A 16,925-nucleotide genomic window follows, 5' to 3' on the forward strand; every position below is an offset into this window, starting at 1 on the left:
TCTGGGGCGATAGCCTGGGGCCTGACCAGCTGCGACGGGGAAAGAGGGCAAACGTGGAACTGCTGCTGCTGTCGAGTTCGATGAAGCACGGCACGGGTTTCCTCGAACACGCCATGCCGGCGGTGGCCGAACTGCTGGCGGGGCGCGAGCGGCTGCTGTTTGTCCCGTTCGCCAAGCGCGACCACGACGGCTACACGGCCACCGTGCAGTCCGCGGTCGCGCCGCTCGGGATCACCGTCGACGGCATCCACCAAGCGGATGACCCGGTGGTGGCGGTGCGCGAGGCCCAAGCGGTGTTCATCGGCGGCGGTAACACCTTCCGCCTGCTTTCCACGTTGCACCGCCTCGCCCTGGTCACCGCGTTGCGCGAAGCCGTCCGCGGCGGCACGCCGTACATGGGCGCGAGCGCGGGCACCAACATGGCCTGTCCCAGCCTGCGCACCAGCAACGACATGCCGATCGTTGAGCCGCCGTCGTTCGAGGCGATCGGGCTCGTGCCGTTCCAGATCAACCCGCACTACCAGGACCCCGACCCGGGCAGCACGCACATGGGCGAGACCCGGGAGCAGCGGATCGAGGAATTCCTCGAGGACAACGACGTTCCGGTGCTGGGCATCCGGGAAGGGGCCTGGCTGCGGGTTCGAGGCGAGCACGCCGAACTCGGGGGCAGCAGCGGGGCGAGACTGTTCACCCGAGGTGCCGAACCCCGGGAGCTCGAGCCCGGCGATGACGCCACGTTCCTCTTGCACACCGAGCCGCACTACGACTCCTGACGCGCGGCAGCCGAGCGCGGGTCCGGTTGGCGAACCAGATCGCCCCGACCACCAGCGCGCAACCGGTTAGCTGACTGGCTGTAGGGGTCTCGCGCAGCACCAGCATGCCGAGCCCGATGGCCATGACGGGCTGCAACAACAGCAGTGCGGCCGAGGCGTTCGGCGCGAGCCGAGAGGTGCCCCTGCCGATCAGCAGCCACGCGACGACCTGCCCCAACAGCGCCAATGCGGCGATCCAGCCCCACGAAGCGGCGGGGATGTCCAACGGCAGGCCAGTGACCAGCAGCCCGATCGCGCCCGAGGTGACGGCCGCAGACGCGGTCGACACGCACACCGGGGTGACGAAGTGGTGCGGCGAACGCTCCCCGGCCAGCCGGGTCAGGTACAGGTAGACCGCGTACGCCACCCCGGCGGCGATGCCCAGCACGGTGCCCCGCACCGGGTTGACGGCCTGCTGGCTCCCGCTGAGCGCGCCGCCTGCCATCGCGAGCCCGCCGAGCATCAGCGGGCTCAGGTGCAGGAAGCGGCGCGGAATCTGCGTCCCGCTGAAAATGCGTGCCAGCAAGGGGAAAGCCAGCACCTGGACGTTGATCAGCACGGTCGAGATGGCGGCGCCGACGTCCAGGATGCTGACGGTCCACATCACGTAGTCGATGCCCAGGAAGACGCCGGCGAGCGCGGACCAGGCCTGCAACCGCCACGGCAGGGCCCGGTTGCGGCGTGCCTCGAACAGCAGCATCGGCACGAGCGGCACCAATGCGATGGCGCAGCGCAGGAACGCGGCCGTCCCGGCATCGATGTCGGCGAGCTTGACGAACACGGCCGACGCGGACAGGCAAGCAGCGCCGCTGATCACCAGCACTGCGGCAGCGGGATCCGGTCCGGTCCGCCGAGTGCGGGCGGGATCTGCCGATGCGGTCCTCACCAGGCCAAAGATGCCAGCGACGATCGAAAGGCACTACTCACTGTTTTTACCGAAAAAGCATTAGTCTTGCTTACGTGTTTTCCTGGGATCGGCTCCGGGTGTTCGCGGCGGTCGCGGAGCACGGCTCCGTCCACGCGGCAGCGGAGTCGCTGCACATAACGGGCCCGGCGGTGTCGCAGCACCTGCGAAAGCTGGAGCGGGAGGTCGCCAGCCGCCTGGTGGAGCCGAACGGCAGAGGTATCCGCCTGACCCACGCTGGCCGCCTGCTCGCGGTGTCCGCGCGGGAAATGGTGGCGGCCGCAGCCCGAGCGGAAACGGATCTCGCGGACCTGGACGGCCTGGTCGCCGGCCCGCTGCGCATCGGAGCAGTCGCCTCAGCCCTGCGTTCCCTGGTGCCACAGGCGCTGAAGGCGCTGACCACCCGGCACCCGAGGCTCGCCCCGGAGGTGCACGACGGAGAAGCGGTGCAGATGCTTCCCGCGCTGTGCAACGGAGAACTTGACGTTGTGGTCCTGGAGAGCTGGACCCACTGCCCGACGCCGATCCCGAAGGGAGTCCAAGTCAAAAGGGTGCTGCACGAGCGCGCGCTTCTAGCGGTCCCAGCAGACCACCCGCACGCCAACCTGAAGTCGGCGAAGCTGGCGGACCTGCAAGACCAGCTGTGGGCCACGTGCCCACCAGGCACGGACACCTACGAGGCCCTGGTCCAACTACTGCGGACGAACGACCACCACGAGATCGACATCCGCTATCACGTGGCGGACGGTGCCACTCAGCTGCGACTGGTGGCGGCGAGCCTGGCGGTAGCCCTGATCCCGGAGATGGTCGCGACCCCAACCCCACCAGGCGTAACGCTGCTCCCTTGCGAACCAGGTGCAACGAGAGACATCCTGGCGGCGACGAAGAAGGCCGACGAAACGCCCCAAGCCCGAGCCTTCACGAGAGAGCTCCGAGAAACAGCCTGCGCGATCTGAAGGCGAGATCGGCTGCAGGGGGCTCTGAATATCATCAATTAGCTGCTCGGGATACTTGTGCCGAGCCTCACGGCCGCGTTTTAGCCGATCTTTGCGTACGGGTGACCGCGAAATCGATCTGGGCCCGGATGGCCTGGGGCAGCTGCGCCGATCGTTGCTGGGGTGCCGGTTTCGCCCGGTGCGCCTTGATTGTCCCCATGTCGCGTGCACGCCCTCTAACAGCGCAAATGCCGCCCGGATCCGTAGCGGCGAAAGGCTCGGTGCCCGGATCTGGCGCGCTTGCTCTGGGGCCTGCTCGGCTCCCGTTCGGCGATTCCCCTTGATCAGCGGCGTTGCTACGGAGAGGAGTTGATCAAAAAGTAATCTCAGATCCGATCGGGTGATGTGTTGAAGCATCCATAACGCTTAGTTACGGTCGGCTGTAGTGCATCGCGATCCGGTCACGAGGTTTCGACCGCGAGAGGACACCGCACCCCCGGCGGTGGCGACCGGATCTTCCCCGACATGGAAAGGCATACGTGCACAAGCATCGCAACGCGGGCGGTCACACCCCGAAGGCCGCGATCCGCGCACTCGTTGACAGGTTCCACCCGAAATCGGGCGGTGGCGCTCCGTCTTGCAAGGTGTCCGGCAAGGTCCTTTCGGCGGTCGTCGTCGGTGGCGCGATCATGGCGGTCGGCCATCCGCTGGTAGCGGGCGCAGCTCCAGTTCCAGCGCCCGCCCACGTCCGTGCCGCCCACGTCAACGCCGCCGACGCCGCGGTGCAGGCCCCGGCAGCGCCTCTCGATCAGGCAGCACCTGCGGCTCCGGCGGCACCTGCTGCGGCTCCGGCTCCGGCGGTTCCTCCGGCTCCGGAGGCTCCACCGGCCCCGGAGGCTCCACTAGCCCCGGCAGCTTCTCCGGCCCCGGCGGCTCCTCCCGCCCCGGCGGCACCGAGGGCTCCAGAGGTCGTTCCCCAGGCCGTCTCCAAGTCCGTCCCAGTCGACTACCAGGCGCAGCAGACCAGCTACTGGTGCGGCCCCACGGCGACCCGGATCGCGCTGTCCAGCATTACCGACAAGCTGCCGGACCAGGGTTCGATAGCGACCGATCTCGGCACCACCGAGAACGGCACGGACCACATCGGCCAGGTCGTCGACGGACTCAACAGGGAGCTGGAAGGAACCGGCATCCACTACGTCACCCGCGACTGGGGCGACCGCCCGCTGATTCCGGAGATGACCCAGCAGCTGTGGTCGGACACGGTCCGCAACATCGACGCCGGCAAGGCGATGGTTGCCAACATCGTCGCGAAGCCCGGCAACCAGCCACCCGGCTACCCGTCGAGCGAGACGATCTACCACTACGTGGCGATCGTCGGCTACAACGCGGCGGACAAGACGGTGCACATCTCCGACCCCGCCCGGTTCAGCGGAATCGAGGACTACTGGCTGAGCCTCGACCAGATCGCCTCGCTGATCCAGCCCAAGGGCTACGCCGCCTGACGAACAACGCATACCGCGTAAGAAGTGAAGGCCCGCCCATCCGGCGGGCCTTCACTTCTCGGTGCGCGGGCCCACCGGCAGCGATCAAGCTATCGCCGACCGTCCGCTGACAGCCCAGCCGGTTTGGCCGGGGCTGACCGGAACCTCATGCGGCACGGCCCAGTCCAGGCGGCTGCGGCTGATACTCGGTGACCAGGACTTCGTCCTCAACGCCGGCGAGGTCGTCGAATTCGACACCCGCCTCGAGGCGCGGATCACATTCCAGGAGGCTGCGCCGCCGGATTGTTGAGGTTGCGGTCAGAATTCTCGGAGGCATCGTTTATTACGATGTCGTTCCCCCGGTTCACGGGAACCGAAGAAGCGCGCCGCAACTTCGTGCGGTGGTTCGACGGCTACGACGGCCGTTCGAGCGTGACCCCTTGCCCTGTTGGCCTGCCCGTCCGGCGAGGACATCCTGTTGCGGTTTATATGGCACGGTGCAGCTCGCGCGTCAAGGATGTGCACTGAGGCAGGTATTACAAAGCTAAAAGTGGGCATCGTAAGACGTAAGGCGCCTATACCTCTCGATAGAAACAATGTGGTGCACTCGCAGCGGACTGGATAGCCGCAGAGGTCGTGGCCCCGTTAGGGCCTTTTAGGGGGACCCCAGGAATCGCGTTTCCATCTACGTCCTCATAGCGATAGTCGGCTAGCACCGTGGCCCGCGTGGTGTGACTGCCGGTCGAGAGCCGGCGCAACCGCGGCTCCGCAGGGCCGGCGCTGGCGCGGCGTTTCTGCTTGTGGATCAAGGACGCTCTGCTAAAACGCGGAGCCCGCCGCCAGGCTTTCTGAACGTGGCTGCTATGCGGTCTCAGGTATCCCCGAGATCGCCTAGTGCTACAGCAGAATTGTGTCGCACTAGCTCGCCGGTCCCATGGTAATTGTGCGAACCCTATTGCGGGCCTGTCCCGCTGCATTGCTATCGTCGCTCGAGCCGACGACCTCAATGAAAGTCCTTGAATCCAAGGATAGACAGGTGACCAGCACCGCAACCCCTGATCCGTCGAGCGTACCAGCACCCCCGATGTGAGGACCGGACGTGAAGGTGACTTGTAGGCCTGTCTCCTCGATGGCGAATTTCGCGTCTCTCAGAGCCTCTTCTTGTGACTTGGCCCTTGTATCGGAACCCACGTGTATAGCCGGAGCTTGTGCCATGATCGTCTCCTTTTCAAATACGTCTTCCATTTGGGACACCCAAGGCGCGGGGGAACAATCCGCTGAGCTGTTAGATGCTTTGCGGAGGTGTCCTCCCACGTTCATGGTGAGGGTTCCACGACGACGGAGGCATGAACCGAGCGGGTTCAGCTCGGATTCATTCGGTTTCCACCCCTAGTAGGGCTTTGTGTGTGTCCTTAGCGCGGAGAGGAGCTGGTGTAGGCAGGGCTTCTTGATGTGTTGCTGCGTAGGAGATGAAGGAGTGTTAGTAGAGCCGGTGTTTCATCCGGACTCATACGGGTATCGGCCGGGTCGGTCGCCGCGGGATGCGGTGGGGACCTGCCGCAAGCGATGTTGGAAGTATGACTGGGCGATCGACCTAGACGTCCAGAAATTCTTCGACACCGTCCCGTGGGAGCTGATCGTGAAAGCGGTGCAGCATCACACGGATCTGCCGTGGGTCCTGCTGTATGTCAAGCGGTGGCTGGCTGCGCCGATCCAGCATCCGGATGGCGCGGTGGTTCAACGAGATCGCGGGACGCCACAAGGATCGGCGATATCACCCGTGTTGGCGAACCTGTTTATGCATTATGCATTCGATGTCTGGATGGTCCGGGAATTCCCGGCTATTCCCTTCGAGCGCTTCGCCGACGATGTGATTGTGCACTGCACCAGCCAGGCTGCGATATCACCCGTGTTGGCGAACCTGTTTATGCATTATGCATTCGATGTCTGGATGGTCCGGGAATTCCCGGCTATTCCCTTCGAGCGCTTCGCCGACGATGTGATTGTGCACTGCACCAACCAGGCTCAGGCCCGGCTGGTGCTGGCCGCCATCGACGAACGCATGCATCAGGTGGGCCTGCGGCTGCATCCCGACAAGACCCGGATTGTTTACTGCCAGGACGGCAAACGACGCGGCCAGTATGAGCACACGTCGTTTGTCTTTCTGGGCTTTGAGTTCCGGGCCCGTCGGGCGCGAAACAGGAACGGAAAGAGTTTCTCAGGGTTCCTGACCGCGATCAGCAAACAGGCCACGGCCAAGCTCAGCGCAGAGGTGCGGTCCTGGCGGCTGCACCGTTGCACCGGGTCGACGGACACCGAGCTCGCGCGGCGGATCAACCCCAAGGTGCGAGGCTGGATGCAGTACTACGGGGTGTTCTATCGCTCCGCGATGTATCCATTGTTGACACGCATCAACGCCTACTTGGTGCGCTGGCTACGGAAGAAATACAAACGACTGCGGAGCAAGAAAAAGGCCCTACAGTGTTGGCAGCGGATGGTCGCGCAGCGACCCCGCTTTCTTGCACATTGGGCCTGGGTTTCCTGGGTTCCGCGTGTCTGGTGACCAAGATGGTAGGAGCCCGGTGAATCGAGAGATTCACGCCGGGATCTGTGGGAGCCCGGAGGTGCGATTCCTCCGGGCGACCCGACTAGTGCGGGTGCGGCCCGCCAACCGCGACATCCCCAAAGATGCCGACGGCAGCCTGCCGGAATGCTGGCTGGTAGCCGAATGGCCACCTCACGAGCCCGAACCCACCGACTACTGGATCTCCAACCTGCCCGCCGACACGCCCATCAAGACGTTGGTGCGCCTGGCCAAGATCCGCTGGCGCATCGAACACGACTACCGCGAACTCAAAACCGGCTTCGGCCTCACCCATTTCGAAGGCCGTTCCTTCACCGGCTGGCACCGCCACGTCACCCTCGTCTCCGCAGCACACCTCTTCCTCACCGAACTCCGTTTGACAAGCCCAAAAGCATCTGGGGCGGCCTGACCCTCTACAAGATCCTCCAAACACTCCAGGTACTCCTGGCCACCTGGACAGGCCGATGCCCCACCTGCCACCAAAAACCACCATGACGATCTAACAAAGCCCTACTAGTGTCCTGCGCCGGAAATTCGTGAGATATATTTGTGCAGGCAGTTGAGGATCTCGTCTGCGGTCTTGGTCCAGGCGAAGGGTTTGGGGTCGGCGTTCCAGTTTGTGATCCACTCGCGGACGTCTTTTTCCAGTGCCACAACGCTTTTGTGGACGCCGCGGCGCAGGAGTTGGTCGGTGAGGAAGGCGAACCTGTGGGGCTCGGAAAGTCATCGCCGCAGGTTAAGCGGCGTATCGGTATTCGTTGATGATGCCGCCGAGGACCCGCGTGCGGAGGACTTTGCGGGCGTTGATGTCGGGCATGGGGGCGGGCTGCTGGTGTGCGTTCGGTGGTAGCTGGTTGCGGGCCCTGTGGGGTCGGTGCTCGTTGTAGTGCCGCTGGTACTCGGCGAGGACTTTTCGCGCGTGGGTCTCGTTCAAGATGAGGATTTGGTCGAGGATCTCGTCGCGCAAGGTTCTAATGATCCGCTCGCAGTGCGCGTTCATCCGCGGCGCCTGTGGAGCGCTTTTGATCACTTCTATGTCCTCGGCCTTGAGGACGGTGTCGAAGGACGGGGAGTACTTGTCGTCGCGGTCTCGTAGGAGGAAGCGCAGCGACTCGACGCGCGTGCCCAGGTTGACGGCGAGATTCCGCGCCTGTTGCACGGTCCACTCTCGGGTCGGGTGCGCGGTGACGCCGGCGATGTGCAGGCGGCGTGTGCCGTGCTCAAGGAAGGCCAGCGCGTATAGCCCCTGGCCGAGCGCGGTGTCCAAGTGGAGGAAGTCGCAGGCGATGATGGTGTGGGCTTGGGCAGTGAGGAATTCGCGCCAGGTCGGTCCGGATCGGCGTGGGGCTGGGTCGACCCCAGCGGCGCGCAAGATCTTCCACACTGTCGAGGCGGCGATCGGGTGTCCGAGCCGAGCCAGTTCGCCTTGGACTCTCCTGTGGCCCCATCGCGGGTTCTCCCGGGCCAGGCGGACGACGAGCTTTTTGAGTGTCGCCTCGGTGGGCGGGCGGCCGGTTCGCTTGCGTTGGGCGCTGTAGTCCCACTTGGCGGCGACGAACCTGCGGTGCCAGCCGAGCAGGGTTGCTGGGGTGATGGGGAAGACATGAGCCCAGCGGCGCCGCGGTATGAGTGTGGACAGCGCCGCAAACCAGAGCCGGTCTGCCGGCTCGTACCGGACGGACCCTTGGATCTGTCGGCGCAGCACCGAGTTCTCGTGCCGCAGGACGAGCAGCTCGGCATCCTTGGCCGTATCACGACGCAGGAGCACGGCCGGGACGGACAGCAACTTCCGGGTCACCTTGTACAGCAACGACACGATCACTCGGGAATGATCCCAGTGAATGCCGAGTTGTTGTTTTCACCTGCAGCGATGACTAAACGAGCCCCACAGCATCGCGATTCATATTGATCGTCAAGGTGGTTCGCGCCGTACCCTGGCCAACTATCACCTTGTTGCCATTCGAATCGTAAACATAACGTTCGATGATAAGGAATTCGCCACGACAGGCTGAGTACCGGTTCTTGAACCAGTAATTTCCCGTGTATCCACCGAGGTATGCCTGTTCGCACTCGGTGCTCGTCACATCGTCATCGACGTCAGCAAAAGGTTTTGCAATATCATTCGAATACTGACGGGAATCTGCCGTATACGTGTATTTCCCGGGGCGGCGTATTTCAGCTAGCTCTTCTTCTGACTTAGTGGTCCTACGGGGTGGTTCGGTGGTGGTAGGAGAAACAAACGACTGTATGTCAACTAGATTTCCATCGAGTCGCGCTTTTTCGTTCTTGGGCGTAATTGGAACGCCGTGGATGATGTAGAACGATTGTTGCTCAGTTTGTTTCCCAGAGGCTGCCGCTGCTGGCGCGCAAAGCGAAATTAGTGCCAGAGTCCCGCATGTCAAAGCAAACGCGCGCTTGCGTATTGGACGCACGAATACCTCCCTTGGTGATCACGCGAGGAGGACGCTAGCAGCCCGCTGCGACCATTTGAGGGCTTCGTTCTGTTTTTTTTAGCTCGAATGTCGCATCTTTGTGCTTTGAAGATCGATCGTTCGCTGTGATATTGAGCACTCATCTTAAGAGCGCTATTCTAGCGACTTGATCACCTAAAAATAGGGCAACGGCCCCAATCGAGTAAGATCGTTTTCTTCTCACAGAACACGACTTACAGGTGGAGCCGTTGCGTTACCAGTCTACTACGGGGCTTGTTGCTGACCAGATTGAGGAGTTTGTTGCCCGGATCTGGCAGATCGTCCAGTGCCGTAAAGAACAAGTGTGGCCTCCGACGGTGGGGCTGTATCGCGCGGTCACGCTCACCCTGGTGTATGTCCGACAGAATTTAAACCAGGCGGCCGTGGGTGATCTGTTCGGCGTCAGTCAGCCGACCGTATCGCGGGTCTATCGAGGCATACTGCCGCTGATCGGAGAGGCGTTGTGTCTGCATGTGCCAGACCTCGAGGAGGCCATTCGTGGCCGGCTCGTCCTGGTCGATGGCACCGATGTGCCGACCGGTAACCGTGCTGGTCACGAGGACAACTACTCCGGCAAACGTCGCCGTGCTGGGCTGAACATCCAGGTCGCCGCCGATACGGAGGGAGGTCTGCTGGGAATATCGACGCCTCTATGCGGATCCATGCACGACCGAAAGGCGTTCACCGAGTCCGGCTGGGAAGATCTTCTAGTCGAGACCTCATTCATCGGAGACCCTGCCTATCAGGGAACTCGCGCGATTACGCCTCGCAAGAAGCCGAAAGGCGGCGAACTCTCGGCGGCAGATAAGAAAAACAACAAAACGATCTCATCGCTACGATCTGCCGTCGAGCGATGCCTCGCACATTTAAAGAATTGGAAGATACTTGCCACCGGGTACCGAGGGCGGCTCGCTGAACTCTCCAACATCATCCGCATCGTCACGGCGCTCGAATTCTATCGACTCGGCTGGTAACTCACGTGAATAACGCTCACAGTGTCCTTACTGCTCGCAGATCTCACGCATGCGGGCGGTTGCCATTTAAATGACGGCTTGAATCGGGCGTGGAAGAATCGTGTTCGGTCGATGCGCACCCAAACCAAAACCGCAACAGCCTCCTGAGTTGTGGCAACGGTCCTGATCCGCGATGTCCTGCGAGGGTAGTAGGTCCAGGAGTCGTTCGGGTTTGCGGTTGCCGGCGCGGAGCGCGGGCCGGAGCCAGCCGACTGGGGAGGTAAACGATCTTGGATGTCTATGAAGCGGTAACAAGCCGACGGGCGGTGCGCGGATTCACCGACGAGCCTGTGTCGAGGGAGGTGCTGGAGCGTGTGCTGTCGGCCGCGGCTTGGTCGCCGTCCGGATCGAACATCCAGCCGTGGAACATCTACGTGCTGACCGGCGCGCTGCTGGTCGAGCTCAAGACGCGCGCCGTCGAGCGCGTGGCCCACGGTGACCCCTGGGACGAGCGGGAGTTCGAGATGTACCCGCCCGCGCTGAAGTCCCCGTACGGCGACCGCCGATCCGCCTTCGGCAGGGAGCGCTACAGCGCACTCGGCATTGAGCGCGAGGACTGGGAGGCGCGCCAGCGGGCGGCCATTGCCAACTGGAACTGTTTCGGCGCGCCCGCGGCCTTGTTCTGCTACATCGACCGCGACCTTGGCCGGCCCCAGTGGGCCGACCTCGGTATGTATCTGCAGAGCGTCATGGTGCTACTGCGCGCCGAAGGGCTGCACAGTTGCCCGCAGATGGCGTGGTCGCAGGTTCGCGAGACGGTCGCGGAGGTCCTGTCACCCCCGGACGGGCTCATCCTCTTCTGTGGCATGTCGATCGGGTTCGAGGACGTCACGGGTACGGTGAGTCACGCCCGTACGGGCCGGGCGCCGCTCAACGAGACGGTCACGTTCGTCGAGAGTTAGCTAGCTGCGACCTGTCCAAAATGCCGAGGGTTCGGGTTGTGGCACGTTGTGGGCCGCCTGGGGCTCGTCCATCAGGATCAGAACCTGCCTGATTGCGTGTGCCCTGGTGGGTGTGTCTGGGCCTAATCAAAGTAATAAGCCCTGTTCTCCCGATGCTGCCGCGAATCTCCCGAAGCGGCCGCGAAGTGACAAGTAACTCAGCGTGTCGTTAGTGCCGCTGAGAAGGGCACTCGACGGCACTCGTGATCAGCCTCCGTCTGGCTTTTGCGATGTGGGCGCGGCCAGTCGACGTGGGCAGGGGATCTTGGTGGGTGAGCTGCGGCCGACGGCGAGGGGCAGGGTGACGAGTACGGTAAGTGCGATTCCTGCTGCGACGACGAGCACGGCCGTGCTCTGCGACGACGAGCACGGCCGTGCTCAGGCCATCCGCCCTGGCGATCCGCAGCGCCTCTCCACCAAGGCCCTCGGTGCCGGCGTTGGCAACCAAGACGAGAACCGCGAGTCCCACGGCGGCGCCGATCCCGGCGCCGGTGGAAGCAATACCTGACGCGATGCCTTGGTCGCGGTCGGCTACACCGGTGCCTGCGGCGATGAACATCGTGGTGAACACGATGCCATCGCCGATGCTCAGCGCGATCAGCCCGGGGATCAGTGTGACGTAGGTGCTGTCGTGCGACATCGTCAGTCCCAGGGCCAAGGCACCGATTGCCCCGATCGACAGTGCCGCAACCAGGGTGGGCCGGACGCCGAATCGTGTTGTCACCCGGCCGGCGAGGGCCGAACCGGCGACCACGATCCCGGTCGGGAGCAGGAAGCCGACACCTGTTTCCAGGGCGTCGTAGCCGTGGACGTCCTGAAGGTAGAGGGAGAGGAAGTAGAGCACCGAGCCGAAGGTCGCCATGAACAGGAACGCGATCGCGGCTGCGGTGTCGAGGCTGCGGTTAGTGAGCAGCCGCGGCGGCACGAGCGGGTAGCGACTGCGCCGCTCGATGATCACGAGCGCTCCGAGCAGGACCAGCCCCGCGGCGGCGCTGATGAGGATGACCGGCGAGCCCCAGCCGAAGTTCGGACCTTGGATGAGTGCGAACACCACCAGCGTGACGCCGAGGGTGGCGCTGAGCGCTCCCGGCAAGTCGAACTTGCCGTGGGTCTCCCGGTGCGAATCGGGCGGAATGAGCCACAGTGTCAGGAGCACGGCGGTACCGGCCAGAGGCACGTTGACGAAGAACACTGCCTCCCACCCGAGCGCATAGGTCAAGAGGCCACCGAGCAGAACACCGATTACCAGGCCTGCGGCGCCTGCGCTGCCCCACACAGCCAGAGCGCGGTTGCGTTCGCGGCCTTCAGCGAACGTGACGTTGACCAGAGCCAAAGTGGCCGGATAGACGAACGCGCCCCCGAAACCTTGCACCGCCCTGGCAACGAGCAAGACCTCTGGCGTCGGCGCCAGCCCCCCGGCCAGCGAAGCACCGCCGTACAACACCAGCCCGAACAGGAAGACCCTGCGGCGCCCGACAAGGTCGGCGGCCCGACCACCCAGCAACAGGAACCCGGCAGAGGCCACCGCATACGCGCTGATCACTGCCTGCAGCGACTGCGGCGAGTACCCCAGTTCGCGCCCGATCTCGGGAAGGGCCACCACCACGATGTACTGGTCGAGCGAGACGATCAGCATCGCGAACGCCAGCAGCGCCAACGTCGCGGTCTGGAGGTTCACGCGCGTCGGTGACATACCGATGGTCCCACGACGCCGAGCGCGGACATCTTCCTCATCCCATCACGCTAAACACGCTGGACCAGGCCCGCACGGGACCGTGGACGATGTCGCGCGTTTGGCGGGCGTCGGCAAGGGCACTGTGTATCTGTACTCGCCGAGTGAGAGGGAACTCTTCGGCAGCGTTCCCACCCGCGAGTCAGCCCGTACGCTGGTGAAAGCCGATTTAGCCGAGGTCCGATTGCACCGGTCGATACGTTGGTCGTTCCTGCAGATCATTCGCCGACCTCTGTCCAGGGCGTTTGCCGCTCGCGACTATGACGTCCAGGGTGAACTCATGACGGCGAGCGAGGCCAGGGCGCAGTTCGCTGCAGGAAAGATCGGAATGACGGCACGCTATTTGGCGCAGGGTGCGCTGGGCTTTCGAACCCGTGGCCGAGCCGCCGCCGCGGACGCTGCGGGATGCGGCAAACGAACTCACCGATCTGCGCGAGCAGCGGGCGGCGGAACTGGCCGATGCGCTGCCCGGAGAAGACATCCGAGGGTTACGATCAGCGAGATACAAAGGGGCAGATGCCAGGGCGCAGGTCAAGGTTCAGTTTACGGGCGCTATGGAAACCTCGCTGATCATGCTGTACGGGCTGGCCGTGGACGCCCGGGCCGAGCCGACGAATCTCGGTGACACGATGGCCGCGCAGGCGTTCCAGAAGGTCGACTACGACTTCACCCGACTGAACACGCCACTGTGTCACCGAAGAACATGGGCCAGCGTCGCGGCCCGCGCGAAGTACTTCGACACCTGGACCGCGGAATTCCTTGCGGCGCATCAACAAGCCACCGTGCTGCACCTGGGCGCCGGACTGGACCCTCGCGTGTGGCGGGTCGACCCCGGGGCGTGGCCTGCCGATCGATCATCCGGCCACCTCGCCGGCGCTACGTGGTTTCCGCAGTGCCTCCGCGGCGCTCGTTTGAGGCCGGCTTGCGAAGCAAGGCGAGGGCGGCCGCTGGGAACAGGAGAACCGACAAGAGGCCCGCGCAGATCAGCGCCGCCGCAGTCACCGGAGTCATCAGGCCGAGCGCGACGCCGATCTGCGTTGCGGCAACCAAGAACGGCAGCGACGTCGCCTGCAGCAGCCCGGCCGCGACCGAGGAGCGTGTGCCAAGCGAGCGCTGGTAGAGCAGTGCTGGAGCGCCGCGCACGAGCAGCAGCGCGAGGAGGAATAGTGGCACTCGCAGCAACGCGGACGGAGTCGCGATCAATCCTCCGAGGTCGAGCTGCACACCGCTGGCGACGAAGAACACCGGAATCAGGAACCCGTACCCGATCGCTTCCAGCTTCGTCCGGAAATGCGGATGCGTAGCCGAGTCACGATCGACGAAGCCCACGACCGCACCAGCCAGGAACGCGCCCAGGATGCTCTCGAGGCCGAATCCCTCGGCGAGCACGACGAAGGCCACGAGCAGCACGACCGCCGCACGAACCCGGATCTCCGCGGTGGTGTCCTGCAACCGCAGGAATAGATCTCCCAGACGCATCGACCGCCCTGCCAAAGCCACCGCCATCCCAATGGCGGCCACGAAGGCGACGAAGACGATCAGCGACACGAGCCGGCCTCCGGTGCTGCCGCCGGACGTGGAAAAGAGCAGTGACAGCAGAACCACCGCGGCGAAGTCGGCCACGGAGGACGCTGTGATCGTCATTTGCCCCATCGCCTGGTCCGCACGCCCAGCGTCCTTGAGCACGGGGACGACCAGACCCAGCGACGTCGCGGACAAGGCCACCGCGATCAGCATCGGATCATGCACCCAGCCTGCCGCGCCGAATGAGAAGCCAGCCGTCACGGCGATCGCCAAGCTCACCACGTAGCCGAGCAAGGCCACCCGCAGCAGCGGCCCGCGCAGTCGATGGAGGTCAACTTCCAGCCCTGCGAGAAACAGGAGAAACGCCAGTCCCAGCAAGGCGACGATCTGCACCGCCTGATCCATCCTCACCAGTCCCAGCACGGATGGCCCCACGATGACGCCGGCCACGATCTCCAGGACCACCGACGGGATCCGCAGCCGCGGTGCCAGCCCGAGAAACAACGGCGCCAGAAAGGCAATGATCGTCAGGATCAGGAGATTCCCGAAGCTCGGCATCGCTAGCCCCCGCTCAACCGCTGGTCCACCTCAAGCAGGTGCAGCCATACCTCGCTGGCTGCGAGAAACGTAGGCACCGCGTGCACGAGTTGGTTCAGCAGCACGACGCCTACGATCGCGATCGTGGCGCAATGCAGGAGCCCCTGCACGCTCGGACCCGTGAACGTGCCCCAGAAGCACGTCGCGCTCCACGACGACAGGCTTGCTCGTACAAGTGATACCCATACCCTATGCGGGGCATCTCCGACGCCGTATTGCGACGTCCGGACCTCACCCTCGTCGAACGTCCCTGGCTGGTCTGTCAGCCACTACGCACACCTGCGGGATCGGTGAACGTGACCGGTGAAACCACACCGGCTGCCTCCAGCGCTGCCAAGGATCACTGCGGCAGCACGTCCGTTGCAATCGCCCACCGTGTACAGCCACCCACCGGCTGACCCCGCTGACGTGCAAAAGGTCGTCAAAGAACAGTGTGCCGTCCCACGCCCGATGAACTGCTCCAGCTCCGCCTGCGAAGGCGGTTCCTCAGCGAACAGCCCGAACCGGGCCACCTGCTCATCGGCCAAGAACTCCACCTGCACGCGTGGCATTCAACTCCAAGATCCACAACAGCAAGATCCTGGCCATGACCAGCCCTCCGCCGTTTAGCGGAGGATCCTGTACCGCTGCCAGCTTCCGCCGTTGCCATAGTCATTTGCTGCCGATTCGCGTGGACTGGGCTGCGAAGTCGAGCGGCCGCATCTGCATGTGGTGCGCTCCTGAGCTCCGGCTTCCCGCTCGCCCCCGGGCAGGCGCGCCGCGCCCGGTGAAATCCCGAGCTAAATTAATACCCCGTCCGCGAGAACTGCCAGAGGCGTTCGGCCCACTTGCTCGCCGCCGTGCTCCGGCACGCTGGAGGCGTGCCTACCTACGGCAACCATTGTTCCGAATGGGCTGCGGGCTGTCACTTCGGTTTCGACAACCCGGACTACCGCTGACGGATACGCCCCAGGGAGAGTCCACGATGACTGGACAGAACACGGATCTGGTAGGGATGGTCACCGGACTGGATTGCGCTGCCATCGTGGATGCCATGGGGCGTGCTCACCAGCACCGCGCGCATGTGCTGAGCCTGGTCAGTCCCACCCCGCAGCGCCCGATGTTCGGCCCCGCCGTGACCATCGCCTATCTACCTTACCGCGACGACGTGACCGATACCGCGACTGCGGGATTCGCCGGCTGGTTCTACCGAGCGGTAGGAGATACCCCTGCAGGAACAGTCCTTGTGCTCTCCAGCGGCGGCTACCCGGACGTCTCGCACGGCGGTGGCACCAAAATGTCCCGCCTGCACAACCACAAGCTCGCCGGGCTGCTCTGCGATGGCCGGCTCCGCGACTTCGATGAACTGGCCCGGTACCGCTTCGCCACCTGGTGCAGGGGCGAGGCCACCCGAGCGGGCGGCGACACCGTGATGCCGTGCGCGGCCAACATCCCCGTCGAAGTCGGCGGCGTGTGCATCACACCCGGTGACTACATCTACGCGGACCGCGCCGGCGCCGTCGTCATCCCGGCGGACAGCGTGCGGGGCGTGTTGGCCGAAGCGCACCACATCCAAGCCGAGGACGAGGATTTCCGGGCTCAGATCCGCAACGAGGACCCTTCGGCACTACGGGCAGGAAGACGCTTCGTTGCTGAGCCGTAACGCGACGCGACCGGATTTCGCACGACGGTGTCACGTTGCCCGGCACCGGGCCCTGCCGTCGAGCGCGTCCGCTGGGCATCGGGGTCTCGGCGAAGGACTGGGCCGACGGCGCGCCCGCCCTGTCCGAGCCGTGGCCTATCGCCGGTAACTGTCTCTTGTGGACGGGAAGGGGCGCAGGTTCAAATCCTGTCAGTCCGAGGTTCGGAAGAACCGCTGGCTGGTCGCGAAAGCGGTGCCCGCTGGGGCAAGTGCAGAAGGCCTGTCCAAGAGCGAATCTGGAGCGTGG

General features: G+C 64.2%; 12 protein-coding genes and 2 pseudogenes. 9 read left to right on the forward strand and 5 right to left on the reverse strand.

The features are described from left to right. Positions 1-53: 53 nt before the first annotated feature. Positions 54-773, forward strand: coding sequence for a dipeptidase PepE (pepE, locus tag SSPN_RS0103945; RefSeq protein ID WP_010307258.1), 720 nt, complete (start codon positions 54-56; stop codon positions 771-773). On the opposite strand, the gene SSPN_RS0103950 is transcribed toward pepE, so the two are convergent. Continuing rightward, positions 688-1,698 carry a DMT family transporter gene (locus SSPN_RS0103950; RefSeq protein WP_202798789.1) on the reverse strand — a complete coding sequence of 337 codons (1,011 nt, stop codon included), beginning with the start codon at positions 1,696-1,698 and terminating at the stop codon, positions 688-690. The two genes, pepE and SSPN_RS0103950, sit on opposite strands and share 86 nt — an antisense overlap. Here SSPN_RS0103950 and SSPN_RS42350 point away from each other — a divergent pair. The 4 genes and pseudogenes from SSPN_RS42350 to SSPN_RS42365 all read left to right on the forward strand — a co-directional run. After that, positions 1,686-2,672, forward strand: a complete 987-nt coding sequence (locus tag SSPN_RS42350) for a LysR family transcriptional regulator (RefSeq protein WP_272941722.1) — start codon at positions 1,686-1,688, stop codon at positions 2,670-2,672. The genes SSPN_RS0103950 and SSPN_RS42350 overlap by 13 nt on opposite strands. 518 nt (positions 2,673-3,190) lie before the next feature. Continuing rightward, a complete protein-coding gene (locus tag SSPN_RS42355; protein ID WP_010307271.1) occupies positions 3,191-4,156 on the forward strand; it encodes a C39 family peptidase in 966 nt (321 codons plus the stop codon). A 1,456-nt stretch (positions 4,157-5,612) separates the two neighbouring features. Continuing rightward, positions 5,613-6,698 (forward strand): reverse transcriptase domain-containing protein, encoded by a 1,086-nt coding sequence (locus SSPN_RS42360; RefSeq protein ID WP_237710443.1) that lies wholly within the window; start codon positions 5,613-5,615, stop codon positions 6,696-6,698. Positions 6,699-6,786: 88 nt separating this feature from the next. Beyond that, positions 6,787-7,128, forward strand: a pseudogene (locus SSPN_RS42365) (transposase); the annotation flags it as partial. A 327-nt stretch (positions 7,129-7,455) separates the two neighbouring features. Here the strand turns inward: SSPN_RS42365 and SSPN_RS0103980 are convergent. Together SSPN_RS0103980 and SSPN_RS54265 are read right to left on the reverse strand one after the other, a co-directional pair. Beyond that, positions 7,456-8,535 carry an integrase core domain-containing protein gene (locus tag SSPN_RS0103980; protein WP_202798790.1) on the reverse strand — a complete coding sequence of 360 codons (1,080 nt, stop codon included), beginning with the start codon at positions 8,533-8,535 and terminating at the stop codon, positions 7,456-7,458. A 58-nt stretch (positions 8,536-8,593) separates the two neighbouring features. Then, complete coding sequence (locus SSPN_RS54265; RefSeq protein WP_143539651.1) at positions 8,594-9,151, reverse strand: hypothetical protein; 558 nt, start codon at positions 9,149-9,151, stop codon at positions 8,594-8,596. Between the two features lie 239 nt (positions 9,152-9,390). Here SSPN_RS54265 and SSPN_RS50350 point away from each other — a divergent pair, with 239 nt between their 5' ends. Both SSPN_RS50350 and SSPN_RS0103990 read left to right on the forward strand, forming a co-directional pair. Further along, complete coding sequence (locus SSPN_RS50350; protein ID WP_237710444.1) at positions 9,391-10,164, forward strand: transposase family protein; 774 nt, start codon at positions 9,391-9,393, stop codon at positions 10,162-10,164. A gap of 269 nt (positions 10,165-10,433) precedes the next feature. Further along, positions 10,434-11,105 carry a nitroreductase gene (locus tag SSPN_RS0103990; RefSeq protein ID WP_010307301.1) on the forward strand — a complete coding sequence of 224 codons (672 nt, stop codon included), beginning with the start codon at positions 10,434-10,436 and terminating at the stop codon, positions 11,103-11,105. Between the two features lie 208 nt (positions 11,106-11,313). Here SSPN_RS0103990 and SSPN_RS0103995 read toward each other — a convergent pair whose 3' ends face one another. Then, positions 11,314-12,801, reverse strand: a complete 1,488-nt coding sequence (locus tag SSPN_RS0103995; RefSeq protein ID WP_237710445.1) for an MFS transporter — start codon at positions 12,799-12,801, stop codon at positions 11,314-11,316. Positions 12,802-13,505: 704 nt separating this feature from the next. Between SSPN_RS0103995 and SSPN_RS62440 the strand changes: the two are divergent. Beyond that, positions 13,506-13,694, forward strand: a pseudogene (locus SSPN_RS62440) (class I SAM-dependent methyltransferase); the annotation flags it as partial. Positions 13,695-13,752: 58 nt separating this feature from the next. On the opposite strand, the gene SSPN_RS0104000 reads toward SSPN_RS62440, so the two are convergent. Then, on the reverse strand, positions 13,753-14,958 hold the full coding sequence (locus SSPN_RS0104000; RefSeq protein WP_010307310.1) for a cation:proton antiporter: 1,206 nt from the start codon (positions 14,956-14,958) through the stop codon (positions 13,753-13,755). A 1,003-nt stretch (positions 14,959-15,961) separates the two neighbouring features. On the opposite strand from SSPN_RS0104000, the gene SSPN_RS59210 reads away from it, so the two are divergent. Then, positions 15,962-16,639 carry an RraA family protein gene (locus SSPN_RS59210; RefSeq protein ID WP_044572544.1) on the forward strand — a complete coding sequence of 226 codons (678 nt, stop codon included), beginning with the start codon at positions 15,962-15,964 and terminating at the stop codon, positions 16,637-16,639. The last annotated feature ends 286 nt before the right edge of the window (positions 16,640-16,925 follow it).

This window comes from Saccharopolyspora spinosa NRRL 18395, from assembly GCF_000194155.1.
Lineage (GTDB): Bacteria > Actinomycetota > Actinomycetes > Mycobacteriales > Pseudonocardiaceae > Saccharopolyspora > Saccharopolyspora spinosa.